This window comes from Nonomuraea sp. NPDC001636 (assembly GCF_040298265.1).
GTDB lineage: Bacteria > Actinomycetota > Actinomycetes > Streptosporangiales > Streptosporangiaceae > Nonomuraea.
This window is the reverse complement of record NZ_JBEOZT010000005.1, coordinates 144,423-156,761: the sequence shown is the minus strand read 5'-3', so window position 1 is coordinate 156,761 and position 12,339 is coordinate 144,423. Positions and strand designations below refer to the sequence as shown.

Annotated in this window: 11 protein-coding genes; 5 read left to right on the top strand and 6 right to left on the bottom strand. The window is 71.3% G+C overall.

Going from position 1 to position 12,339, the window contains the following annotated elements; genetic code table 11:
• From ABT158_RS12870 to ABT158_RS12850, 5 genes are all read left to right on the top strand, one after another.
• Complete coding sequence (locus ABT158_RS12870) at positions 1-624, top strand: hypothetical protein (protein WP_352352929.1); 624 nt, start codon at positions 1-3, stop codon at positions 622-624.
• A gap of 2 nt (positions 625-626) precedes the next feature.
• Positions 627-1,724, top strand: a complete 1,098-nt coding sequence (locus ABT158_RS12865) for a C40 family peptidase (protein WP_352352928.1) — start codon at positions 627-629, stop codon at positions 1,722-1,724.
• A 13-nt stretch (positions 1,725-1,737) separates the two neighbouring features.
• Positions 1,738-2,130: a (deoxy)nucleoside triphosphate pyrophosphohydrolase gene (locus tag ABT158_RS12860; RefSeq protein ID WP_352352927.1), complete on the top strand. Its 393-nt coding sequence runs from the start codon at positions 1,738-1,740 to the stop codon at positions 2,128-2,130.
• Between the two features lie 948 nt (positions 2,131-3,078).
• The gene (locus tag ABT158_RS12855) at positions 3,079-4,425 is read left to right on the top strand and encodes a hypothetical protein (RefSeq protein ID WP_352352926.1); all 1,347 of its coding nucleotides are present in this window, start codon (positions 3,079-3,081) and stop codon (positions 4,423-4,425) included.
• A 74-nt stretch (positions 4,426-4,499) separates the two neighbouring features.
• Entirely contained in the window at positions 4,500-5,924 is a 1,425-nt protein-coding gene (locus ABT158_RS12850) for a hypothetical protein (RefSeq protein WP_352352925.1), read from the top strand.
• Positions 5,925-5,981: 57 nt separating this feature from the next.
• Here ABT158_RS12850 and ABT158_RS12845 read toward each other — a convergent pair whose 3' ends face one another.
• The 6 genes from ABT158_RS12845 to ABT158_RS12820 form a co-directional block, all read right to left on the bottom strand.
• Positions 5,982-6,734: a succinate dehydrogenase/fumarate reductase iron-sulfur subunit gene (locus ABT158_RS12845; protein WP_352324162.1), complete on the bottom strand. Its 753-nt coding sequence runs from the start codon at positions 6,732-6,734 to the stop codon at positions 5,982-5,984.
• The gene (locus ABT158_RS12840) at positions 6,731-8,617 is read right to left on the bottom strand and encodes a fumarate reductase/succinate dehydrogenase flavoprotein subunit (RefSeq protein ID WP_352352924.1); all 1,887 of its coding nucleotides are present in this window, start codon (positions 8,615-8,617) and stop codon (positions 6,731-6,733) included. Before ABT158_RS12840 ends, ABT158_RS12845 begins: the two co-directional genes overlap by 4 nt.
• Positions 8,618-8,630: 13 nt before the next feature.
• The gene (sdhC, locus tag ABT158_RS12835) at positions 8,631-9,416 is read right to left on the bottom strand and encodes a succinate dehydrogenase subunit SdhC (RefSeq protein WP_352352923.1); all 786 of its coding nucleotides are present in this window, start codon (positions 9,414-9,416) and stop codon (positions 8,631-8,633) included.
• 195 nt (positions 9,417-9,611) lie between these two features.
• Positions 9,612-10,061, bottom strand: a complete 450-nt coding sequence (locus ABT158_RS12830) for a response regulator (RefSeq protein WP_352352922.1) — start codon at positions 10,059-10,061, stop codon at positions 9,612-9,614.
• Complete coding sequence (locus ABT158_RS12825) at positions 10,058-11,200, bottom strand: sensor histidine kinase (protein WP_352352921.1); 1,143 nt, start codon at positions 11,198-11,200, stop codon at positions 10,058-10,060. Before ABT158_RS12825 ends, ABT158_RS12830 begins: the two co-directional genes overlap by 4 nt.
• On the bottom strand, positions 11,197-12,333 hold the full coding sequence (locus tag ABT158_RS12820; RefSeq protein WP_352352920.1) for a PP2C family protein-serine/threonine phosphatase: 1,137 nt from the start codon (positions 12,331-12,333) through the stop codon (positions 11,197-11,199). The genes ABT158_RS12825 and ABT158_RS12820 overlap by 4 nt, the downstream gene beginning before the upstream one ends.
• Positions 12,334-12,339: the final 6 nt, after the last annotated feature.

Here is a 12,339-nt window from a genome sequence, read left to right as displayed (position 1 = left end):
ATGGCTCAGTCCGGTGACAAGCGCGGGCTGGCCTTCGCCGCCATCGTCGTGGTCATCGCCGCGGTCGGCGTCTACCTCACGATGTGGCCGAGCTCGGACGATCCGCCCGAGCAGGCCCCGGCCACGGGCACGACGTCCGCGTCCGCGCCCACGGCGGCGAGCAAGCCGCTGGCCACGGCCAGCGCCGCGCCGTTCGACGTCTACTCGTACCTGCCGATGAAGAAGGAGCAGCTCGCCGCGGCGGCGGACCTCGCCGAGCGCTTCACCGCCGTCTACGGCACCTTCAGGTACGACGAGGACCCGGCGGCGTACGCCACGAGGGTCAAGACGTTCACCACCGCCGAGCTGGGCAACATCCTCGCCCGGACGCTCACCTCGGCGGGCACCGTCCAGCAGAACCGCGACGACCAGATCGTCTCCCAGGCCACGGCCAGGCTGAAGGAGATCAGGCAGATCGAGAAGACCTCCATCGTGTTCGTCGTGACCGAGACCAGGCAGGTCACCGCGAAGAGCGGCAACCGGCAGGACGTCGAGGACCTGGCGGTCACGGTGAGCCAGCTCGGCGCCGACTGGCGGATCTTCGACGTGCTGCCCGCCACCGAGGGCCAGGACGGGGACAGCTAGCGGTGAAGTCCTCCCGAACCCGCCTGGCGCTGCTGCTCGGTCTCGCCGGGGTCCTGCTGCTGGCCGCGATCATCATCTCGCCGATGCTGCTGGTCACGATGCCGTCCTTCCTGAACGGCGGCGGCGAGGGCTCGGTCGACTGCGAGGGCGGCACCCAGGTGCAGGAGGTGTCCGACTCGGGCGCCGCCGACATCCCGGGCGACTACCTCGACCTGTACAAGAAGTGGGGCAAGAAGATCGGCGTCCAGTGGACCATCCTGGCCGCCGTGGGCAAGCGCGAGACCGACCACGGCCGTTCCGACCTGCCCGGCGTCAAGAGCGGCACCAACTACGCGGGCGCGGCCGGTCCGATGCAGTTCCTGATCTCGACCTGGGGCGGCAAGGCGCAGATCCCGATCTCCTCGACGTTCAACGGGTACGCCTCCGACGGCGACGGCGACGGCGTGGGCGACGTCTACAACCCGGCCGACGCCATCCTCGGGGCCGCCAAGATGCTCAAGCGCAACGGCGCTCCCGAGAACGTCCGGCGGGCCCTGTTCACCTACAACCGCGCCTGGTGGTACGTCGACCAGGTCGAGGAGATCGCCAGGAAGTACGCCAAGTCGGGTGAGGTGGAGGTGCCGCCGCAGGCCGCCGAGGAGTGCGACGACCCCTTGGTGGCGGCCGCGCCCAGCGACGTCGTGGCCAAGATCCTGCAGTTCGCGCTGGCGCAGCGCGGAAAGCCGTACCTGTGGGGCGGCACCGGGCCGGACGCGTTCGACTGCTCGGGCATCATCTACGCGGCCTACCGGGCCGCCGGGCTGAGCATCCCGCGCACCACGTTCACGCAGTGGCCGTTCGGGGTGAAGGTGTCAGCGGGCCAGGAGGAGCCCGGTGACCTGGTGTTCTTCAACGCCGGGCCGGGCACGTCGGCCGACAGTCCCGGTCATGTCGGGCTGGTGGTGTCGAAGGGCAAGATGCTGGAGGCCCGGTGCACGCTCTGCGGGCCGATCAAGGTCACGAGCTACCAGGCGCGCGACAACAAGGTGGGCTTCACCCGTCCCCTGCAGAACCCCGATGTGCTCGACCAGCTGAAGAAGCTGCAGAATCCCGCACTATGAGGATGACGAACGCATGAGCACGATCGTGGTCGCGGCGGTGATCGTCGCCCCCGGCGGCAGGGTGCTGGCCGCGCAGCGCGCCGCGCCCGCCGCGCTGGCCGGGGGCTGGGAGTTCCCCGGCGGCAAGGTGGACCCGGGGGAGAGCGAGGTGGCCGCGCTGGTCCGGGAGTGCCGCGAGGAGCTCGGCGTGGAGATCGCGGTGGGCGCGCGCGTGGGCGAGGACTGGGCGCTGTCGGAGGGGTACGTCCTGCGCGTCTGGCTGGCCACGCTCACCTCCGGCACGCCCGAGGCCCGTGAGCACCTGGCTCTTCGCTGGCTGGGGCCGGGCGAGTACTACGACGTGGAGTGGCTGGGCGCCGACCTGCCGATCATGAAGACCGTGGAGAGTCTGCTTCAGCAGGATTAGACCGTCTCTCTCTGTGACATAACGATTACTACACGTGATTTGTCGCAGTGGGGGAGTGGAGTGATGCGGCGTGGCTGGATCCTTTCTGGAGCGCTGATCCTGGTGGCGTTGCCCTCCGTGCCCGTGGCGGCGGCGGGGGTGACGCTCGTGCTCGAACGTGTGAGCGGGCCCGAGGGTGTGGGCCAGTGGATCAGGACGGGTGACGTCCAGCGTTTCAGGGTCCGGCTCAACGGCATGGGCAAGGGGGCCAGGGTCGCGGTGGCGACCAGTCCGGCGGCGGCGTTGTCGGGGTTGGCGTGCCCGTCGCCCTCCGGTGCTTCCCGGCTGTCGGCCGGTGGCGCGGAGGATTCTGAGGCTTCCGAGGCTTTTGGTGGGGTTCCGGCGTCCGGAGGGGATCCCGTATCGGGGCCGTGGAGCGCCGGCAGTGCGGCGGATCCGGAGTCCGGGGCGTTCCCGGAGGAACCGGAGGCGTGGCGGCCGGCGCCGGGCCGGCGCCTGACCCGAGCGGAGGCCGGTCGCGGCGCGCCACGGGCCGAGTCCGGCCGGCGAGCGCCGCAGGTGGGGGCCGACCGGGAGGCGGCACAGTTCGGCCCGGGCGCGCCGGGCGCGCAGGACGCCCCGCCCGGCGGGGCCGGTCAGTGGATGCCGCCGGGTGGCGCGGCTCAGGAGATGCCGCGCGCGGAGGCCGGTCACAGGAGGCCGGGCGCGGAGGCTGGTCAGAGGGTGTCGCGCGCGGAGGCAGGACAGGGCGCGCCGTGGGCTGAAGCCGGTCAGGGCGCGCCGTGGGCTGCGGGCGGTCGGGGGGTGTCTCGGGCCGAGGACGGTCGGGGCGTGTCTCGGGCCGAGGGTGGTCAGGGGATGTCTCAGGCTGAGGGTGGTCGAGGGGTGTTTCCGGCTGAGGGTGGTCCGGGTGGGGGGCAGGTCGGTGGGGGGCGGCAGGCGGCCGGGGTGCTGGCGGCGCGGGCGCTGGCCGGTGCGGAGGGCGCGGCTTCCGATGGCGGTACGCTGCCCGGCGCGCGGGTCTGCGCCCTTGGGCCGATCTTCGGTGAGCGGGCGCTGGACGTGACCTTCCAGGCGCCCGAGGGGGCCAAGGAGGTGGTGCTCGCGGCGGTGGCCAGGATGCGGACGCCCTCCGGTGGGCTGACCACCGTCAACAGGAGCACGTCCATGCAGGTCGCCGAGGAGATGCCGCGCGAGGCCGCCACGATCAGCGGCCAGGCGGTGCCCGTTCCGGCCACGGCCCCCCACAAGCGGAGGCGGCCGGGCCGGCAGGTGGCAGGCGGACAGGGACAGCGGCCGGGGGCCGCCGGGCTCCTCGCGGGTACGGGCGGAGGCGTCGCCGGGCTGGTGCCGGGGGCGGGCGGAAAGACGCGAGGCGGCCTCCCCGGCCTGACCGGTACGACGGTGGGAAGGGGCGTCCTCCCCGGAGGGGCCGCGGGCTCGCCGATCAAAGGTGGAGCCCGAGGGGCGCTCCCGCGTGTCGGCGGCGGCGGCGTGGCGCGGGCGCCGCGACAGGGAGGCACGGGCGGAACCCTGGGGGCGTTCCCGCGTGCGGGAGGCGTGGGCCAGCGGGTCGCCCCTGGAACGACCGGCCGGGCGCCCGCCGGCGCTGGGGGAACGGCACGAAACGGCCTCCCCGGCGGCCTGACGCCGGGCAGCGTGCCCGGTGGCGCGACGGGCGGCCTGTCGAGCGGCCAGACGGGCAGCGTGCCCGGTGGCGCGGCGGGCGGCCTGTCGAGCGGACTGACAGGGCCTCTGCCTGGCGGTGTCGCGGGCGGCTTGCCGGGTGGACTGGCGGGGAGCCTGCCGGGCGGTGCGGCAGGGGGTGTGCCGGGCGGCGTGAGCGGGAGCCTGCCTGGTGGCGTGACGGGAAGCCTGCCCGGTGGTGCCGTCCAGAAGGGACTGCCCGGTGGCGCGGCGCACGGAGGGCTGTCCGGTGCGGCGGGGCTGGCACAGGGCGGGGTGCCGGGGATGACCCATCAGAGCCTGCCCGGCGGCACGCCACCGGGGAGTGTGGCCGGAGGTGTGGCGCCGGGGGGCGTCGGTGGCGGAGTGCAAGGCGGAGTGGTTCCCGGCGGCGGGGTGGTGAGTCTGGCGCCGGAGTCGGGGGCCGGGGCGCCGTGGCCGGTGCAGGTCGTGGAGGCGCGGAAACCGGTTCGTCCGGTCGCGTACACCAGCCCGCTGGACGGGCCGCGCGGCTTCTCGCTGGTCATCGGGGCGATCGGCGTCCTGCTGGGGGCGTTGTGGCTGGTTACGCGAGCAAAACGGCGCCATAAGCCGCGAAACGTATGGTAATTCCGTCTTTACTGTTGCTTTGACCCGACTAGTATTCCCTTGACCATGGTTCCGGGACTATGCGGAGGGCTCCGGTGGCACGCACGCGAGCGACGGCCGTGTCCGCGATCGTCCTAGCGCTCGGGCTCACGGGCGTCGGCGTGGCCCCCTTCGTCGGTCAGAGCGCGAGCGCATCGGTCAGCCGCGCGGCGTTCGACCCGGCGGTGGAGCCGTGCGACGCGGGCCAGACCTGCGATCCGCAGACCACGGTCACGGTCACGACGACGTTAGGCACGCCCACGCCGGAGGAGGCTCCGGAGACGACGATCACCCACACCGTCACCGCGAGCCCGACGAGGACCACGAAGGCCCCGAAGCCGCCCAAGACCACTACGGCCCCCACGCCCCCGCCCGTCCAGGAGACGACGCAGCAGCCGCTGGCGCCCCTGCCCACCGCGCAGACCACGGCCGGGCCGCTGCCCACGGAGCAGACGACGGAGCCGTCCGTCGAGATGCCGTCCGTCGCGGCGACGGACCCGCCCGCCACGACCGCCCCGCTGACCGCCGACACCGCCCCGAGCACGGACTCGGTCCAGCTTGAGGTGCGCGCGGCCGCGCCGGAGTTCGACCAGAAGTCGCTGACGCAGAAGCTCAGCATTCCGGCGCTGGTGCTGGTCCTGCTCGCGCTGTTCGCGGTGCTCATCTTCGAGGGACGGCTGCGCCGCATGGCCCACGCGGCGGCCGTGCGCAAGGCGGGCCCGCCGATGGCCGCCCCGATGGGCCGTCCGGACGGGCCGCCGCCCGGCTACCCCGCCGGACCCGGTTACGCCACGGCGTCCTTCCCCGCGCCCGGCTACCCGGGAGGCACGGCGTACGCGCCGATCATCAGCTTCGTCCCGATCCAGACCTACCCGGCCGGCCAGCCCGGCTACGGCCCGGCCCACCACGACCCGGCCTACCACGACCCGGCCTACCACGACCCGTACGGGCCTCAGGGCGGCTACCCGCCCGAGCCGGCGCCCACCGTACCCGCGACCATGCCCGCCAACATGCCCGCCACCATGCCGGCTACCGCGCCCGAGCCCGTCGTGCTGCACCCGGACGAGTTCGACTCCTACAACGAGCCGCCGCAGCCCGCCCAGGACTACCGTGACCCGTTCGAGCCGCTGATCCCGGCCGAGCAGCCGCCGGCCGAGATCCCGCCGGGCGGCGGGAAGCCGTACGAGGACGAGCGCGAGTTCCCGCTCGCCCCGGCGGCGGCGGCCGAGAGCGGCGACTCCGAGCCCTGGCAGCAGGGCCCGTCCCTGTTCGAGCCGAAGCAGCCGGTGCAGCCCCGCCCGCCGGCGCGACCGCAGGCCGAGCAGCCGGAGCCACCGGAGGGCTACCAGCCGTCGCCGTACCTGCCGCCGGAGGGGGACGCCGCGACGGTCGTCCAGCCGTTGCCGCCGCAGCCCCCTGAGGACGCCACCAAGGAGCTGCAGGACCCCAAGCACCGGAAGAAGCGCTGGGGCCGCAAGTAGCGCAAAGCGGAAGCGGGGGCCGGATCCGTCCGGCCCCCGCTTCCGCTTTCCTGGCGCCTACTTGGCGCGCTTGAAGATCTTGTTGCCCAGCCAGACCAGCGGGTCGTACTTGCGGTCGGCCACGCGCTCCTTCATCGGGATCAGCGCGTTGTCAGTGATCTTGATGTGCTCGGGGCAGACCTCGGTGCAGCACTTGGTGATGTTGCAGTAGCCGAGCCCGTGCTCCTCCTGGGCGGACTCCTGGCGGTCGGCCACGTCGTAGGGGTGCATGTCCAGCTCGGCGATCCGCATGAGGAAACGCGGGCCGGCGAAGGCCGGCTTGTTCTCCTCGTGGTCGCGGATCACGTGGCAGACGTTGTTGCACATGAAGCACTCGATGCACTTGCGGAACTCCTGCGAGCGCTCGACGTCGACCTGCTGCATGCGGTACTCGCCGGGCCGGACGCCCGCCGGCGGGGTGAACGAGGGGATCTCGCGGGCCTTCTGGTAGTTGAAGGACACGTCGGTGACCAGGTCTTTGATGACGGGGAAGGTCCGCATCGGGGTGACCGTGATGGTCTCGTCCTCGGAGAAGGTGGACATCCGGGTCATGCAGCCCAGGCGCGGCTTGCCGTTGATCTCCATGCTGCACGAGCCGCACTTGCCGGCCTTGCAGTTCCAGCGCACCGCCAGGTCGGGGGCCTGCGTCGCCTGCAGCCGGTGGATGATGTCGAGGACGACCTCGCCCTCGTTCACCTCGACCGTGAAGTCCTCGAGCTTGCCCTCGCCGCCCTCACCACGCCAGACCTTGAACTTCGCCTTGTAACTCATTTGGCAATCCCGTCGAACTCGGCCATCTCTTCGTCGGTGAGGTACTTCTTCAGCTCGTCCCGGTCGAACAGGGTGATCAGGTCGCCGCGCATGGACGGCTGGACCTTCTCCACGACCTGGACGTCGTTGCCGTCCGCGGTGGAGCAGACGAGCAGCTTGCGGCGCCATTCCGGGTTCATCCCGGGGAAGTCGTCGCGGGTGTGGCCGCCGCGGCTCTCCTCGCGCAGGAGGGCGGCGCGGGCCACGCACTCGGAGACCAGGACCATGTTCCGCAGGTCGATGGCCAGGTGCCAGCCGGGGTTGTAGATCCGCGAGCCGGCCGCGCCGACCTGGCGCACGCGCTCCTTGAGCTTCTCCACGACCTCCATGGCCTCGGAGACCTCCTCGGCCTTGCGGATGATGCCGACCAGCTCGTTCATCGTCCGCTGGAGCTCGTGGTGCACCTCGTACGGGTTCTCGCCGTCGCGCTGGAGGGGCGCCAGGGCCTCCTCGCGGGCCGCGTCCACGAGCTCCTGGACGACCTTGGGGCGGGCCTTGAGCCCGTCGATGTAGGCCGCCGCGCCCGCGCCCGCGCGCCGCCCGAACACCAGCAGGTCGGACAGCGAGTTGCCGCCCAGCCGGTTGGACCCGTGCATGCCGCCGGACACCTCGCCCGCCGCGAACAGGCCGGGCACGGCCGCCGCGCCGGTGTCGGCGTCGACCTCGACGCCGCCCATGATGTAGTGGCAGGTCGGGCCCACCTGCATGGGCTCGGCGGTGATGTCGACGTCGGCCAGCTCCTTGAACTGGTGGTGCATCGACGGCAGCCGCTTCTTGATCTCCTCGGCCGGCAGGCGGGTGGAGACGTCGAGGAAGACGCCGCCCTGGGGCGATCCGCGGCCCGCCTTCACCTCGGCGTTGATCGCGCGGGCCACCTCGTCACGCGGCAGCAGCTCCGGCGGGCGCCGGTTGTTGGCCTGGTCGGTGTACCAGCGGTCGCCCTCCTCCTCGGTGGTGGCGTACTTGTCCTTGAACACCTCGGGGATGTAGTCGAACATGAAGCGCTTGCCCTCGGAGTTGCGCAGCACGCCGCCGTCGCCCCGGACGGACTCGGTGACGAGGATGCCGCGCACGGACGGCGGCCAGACCATCCCGGTGGGGTGGAACTGGATGAACTCCATGTTGATCAGGTTGGCGCCGGCCAGCAGGGCCAGGGCGTGGCCGTCGCCGGTGTACTCCCAGGAGTTGGAGGTGACGACGTACGACTTGCCGATGCCGCCGGTGGCCAGGACCACGGCGGGGGCGTCGAACAGCAGGAAGTTGCCGGTCTCGCGCCAGTAGCCGAACGCGCCGGAGATGCGGTCGCCGTCCTTCAGCAGGCGGGTGATCGTGCACTCGGCGAAGACCTTGATGTAGGCCTCGTGGTCGCCGTGCGTCTCGAAGTCCTCCTGCTGCAGCGCGACGACCCGCTGCTGGAGGGTGCGGATCAGCTCCAGGCCGGTACGGTCGCCCACGTGTGCGAGCCGCGGGTACTCGTGACCGCCGAAGTTCCGCTGGCTGATCTTGCCGTCTTTGGTGCGGTCGAACAGCGCGCCCCACGCCTCCAGCTCCCAGACGCGGTCGGGGGCCTCCTTGGCGTGCAGCTCGGCCATGCGCCAGTTGTTGAGGAACTTGCCGCCCCGCATGGTGTCACGGAAGTGCACCATCCAGTTGTCGTCGGAGTTGACGTTCCCCATCGCGGCGGCCGCGCCGCCCTCGGCCATGACGGTGTGGGCCTTGCCGAACAGCGACTTGCAGACGATCGCCGTGCGCTTGCCCTGCTGACGGGCCTCGATGGCGGCCCGCAGCCCGGCGCCGCCCGCACCGATGACGACGACGTCGTATTCGTGACGCTCGATTTCCACTGGAAGAAGTCCTTTATGCGAACGGGAAGGCGATGACGCCCTTGGCGACCATGCGGACGTAGAAGTCGGCGATCATGACCGAGAACATCGAGGCCCAGGCGAGCTGCTGGTGCTTGGCGTTGAGCTTGGAGACGAACGTCCAGGCCTTGTAGCGCAGCGGGTGACGGGAGAAGTGGTTGAGCCTGCCCGCGGTGATGTGCCTGCAGGAGTGGCACGACAACGTGTACGTGTTGATCAGCACGGCGTTGACGACCAGGATCCAGGTGCCGAGGCCCTGCGGCTTGTGCACCAGCGCCAGGACGGCGTCGTAGGCCAGCACGAGGCCGATCACGATGGCCGCGTAGAAGAAGTACCGGTGGATGTTCTGCAGGATCAGCGGGAACCGGGTCTCACCGGTGTACTTGCCGTGCGGCTCCTGGACGGCGCACGCGGCCGGCGACAGCCAGAACGAGCGGTAGTACGACTTGCGATAGTAGTAACACGTGAGCCGGAACCCGCCCGGCAGGCCGAGGATGAGCAGCCCCGGCGGCAGGGTGAACCAGTCGCCGATCGGCGCCCACCCGAACAGCCGCGCGCCCTCGGGGCACGCCGTGGTCAGGCAGGGCGAGGCGAACGGGGCGATGTACGGATCGACGAAATAACTGCCGTCGATGATCGCCCACACGCCGTAGACGAGGAACGAGCTGAGCCCGAGGAACGTCAGCAGCGGGACCAGCCACCACCTGTCGGTGCGCAGCGTGCGCACCCTCACCTGGGCACGTTGCCTTCTGACCGGGGCTTCGGGCGTCGTCTGGGTCATCGCGGACCTCTCCACCTCCCGCGGACCCTGCACACAGGGGGGTCCGGGTCGTTTCACTGGGCGCGCGTACGGCGGGTGCGGTACCGCTCTGGGCGCGCATTGGTGGGGGATACGTTACGACGACCGCATACGATTTTGTGAGCGGGGTCACTCACTTTTTCGATGACCCACTGTGATTCCTGTCACGTATACGCGTCAGGGCCGCGGGCCGGGCGCCGGCAGCTTCACTACGGTCACGAAAAAATCATCTATTTGCCGGACAACACGGATAAATTGCTCGAAATCCACCGGCTTCGCGACATAGGCGTTGGCGTGCAGCCGGTAGCTGTGCAGGATGTCCTCCTCCGCCTCGGAGGTCGTCAGAATCACCACGGGGATCGTCCGCAGGGCGGCGTCGGCCTTGACCTCGCTCAGCACCTCCAGGCCGTTCATCCGGGGCAGGTTGAGGTCGAGCAGGATCAGGTCGGGCCGGGGCGCGCCGGCGTAGGCGCCCTCCCGCCGCAGGTACGCCATCGCCTGCTCGCCGTCGTTGACCACGTTGAGCCGGTTGCGCACCTTGTTGAGGTCGAACGCCTCTCTGGTGAGCAGGATGTCCCCCTGGTCGTCCTCCACGAGGAGCACGTCTATCGGGCGCCAGTCCGTCATGCGTCGCCTCCCGCCGCCGGCAGCGTCCAGCGGAACGTCGTGCCGTGACCGGCCGGTTCGGCGTCCAGCCAGAGCTGCCCGCCGTGGTACTCGACGATCTTCCGGCAGAGCGCCAGGCCGATGCCGGTGCCGGGGTACACGTCCCGGGGGTGGAGCCGCTGGAAGATCAGGAAGATGCGGTCGGCGTATTTGGGGTCGACGCCGATGCCGTTGTCGGAGCAGCTGAACTCCCACATGTCGCCCTTCCGCTCGGCCGTCAGGCGCACGCGCGGCGGGTCCTCGGAGCGGAACTTGACCGCGTTCTCGACGAGGTTCTGGAAGAGCTGCGTGAGCTGCATCCGGTTGCCCTCGACCACGGGCAGGTCGTCGCGGGTGATGGTGGCGCCGGTGTCCTCGATCGTGGCCGACAGGTTCTCCAGGGCCCGGTCCAGGGCCTCGCCGGAGTCGGTGGGCACCCGCTCGCCGCTCACCCGGCCCACCCGGGAGAAGTCGAGCAGGTCGTTGATCAGGAGCTGCATGCGCTTGGCGCCGTCGACCGCGTAGTGGATGTACTGGCGGGCGCGGTCGTCGAGCTGCGGGCCGTACCGCTGCTCCAGCATCTGGGTGAAGCTGGCCACCTTGCGCAGCGGCTCCTGCAGGTCGTGGCTGGCGACGTAGGCGAACTGCTCCAGCTCGCCGTTGGAGCGGCGCAGCTCGTCGGCCTGGTCGGCGGCCCCGCGCCAGGCCGAGACGATGCGGCGGCGCATGGAGTCGACGTGGCTGGACAGCTCGCTCAGCTCGGCCGGCCGGTCGACGCCGAGCCGGTGGTCGAAGTCGCCGGCGGCGACCGTGCGGACCTGCTCGGTGAGCTGGTCGATGGGCTTGAGGACGGCGTACCTGATCACGAACGCCAGGCCCGCCCCGCCCGCCAGCAGCACCCCGAACAGCACGATCAGCGCCACGTTGAGCCGGTCGAGCTGGGCGGCGATCTCCGGCCTCGGCCCCAGGGCCCGCGCGTGCGCGATCATCGACATGGTGACCACCACACCGGTCGCGAACGCGAACCCCGCCAGCACGCCGATGACCAGGAACCAGCGGGCCACCGGCAGCCGGCCGAGCCCGGTCGGCGCCTTCGGCGGTGGCAGCGGATGGATGCTCATGCCTTCCTCCTCGACACCAGGACCACCGCGAGATCGTCGCTGAGCCGGCCGGCGTGCCTGATCAGCCGGTCGAGGTCGATCACGCCGTGCTCGCGCACCAGGCCGACCAGGCCCTCGACGCCGAGCAGCTGCTGCCGCTCACCGACGGCCGCCTCGATCAGGCCGTCGGTGTAGAGCATGATCGACCAGTCCTCGCCCAGGGGCACGTCGATGACCGTCCACCGGGCGTCGGGGAAGATGCCGAGCGGCGGCCCCGAGGGCGTGCCGGCCAGCACCGACGGCACGCCGTCGCGGACCAGCACCGGCGGCGGGTGCCCGACCACGCGCATCCGGGCCTGGCGCAGGTCGGGCGTGAAGGTGGCCATGCAGAGCGTGGTGAAGATCTCGGGTGCCTTGCGCTCGGCGCGCAGGAGGGCGTCCATCGTGCGCAGCAGCGTGTCGTCGGTCTGCCCGGCCAGCACCAGCGTGCGCCAGGCGATGCGCAGCGCCACGCCGAGCGCGGCCTCGTCCGGCCCGTGGCCGCAGACGTCGCCCACCACGACGTGCACCGCGCCGTCGGGGGTCTGGACCATGTCGAGGAAGTCGCCGCCCAGCAGGGTTCCCTGGTTGCCGGGCAGGTAGCGGATCTGGTACGTGATCGCCTCGGTGCGCAGCAGGGGCACGGGCAGCAGGCCGCTCTCCAGGCGGGCGTTCTCCTTGGCGGTCAGCTCGGCCTCGAACAGCCTGAGCTGGGCCAGGTCGGCGCGCTTGCGTTCCATGGCGTACCTGATCGACCTGGCCAGCAGGCGGGCGTCGATGTCCTGCTTGACCAGGTAGTCCTGGGCGCCCGCCTGCACGGCGGCCACGCCGACGTGCACGTCCCTGAGGCCGGTCAGGACCAGCACGGCCGTGTGCGGCGCCAGCGCCAGCACCCCCTCCAGCGCCTCCAGCCTGCTGGCGTCGGGCAGGGTGAGGTCGACGAGGACGCACTGGATCGTCGGGTCGAGCTTGGCCTTGGCCTCCTGGAGGCTGCGCGCCCAGAAGATCGTCGGTGGCGCCTCGGCCTGGTTGAGCAGTTCTTCGACGAGGAAGGCGTCGCCGTCGTCGTCCTCGATGAGGAGCAGTGTCAGCGGCTCGTTGAGGTTTGCCGTCACACACGC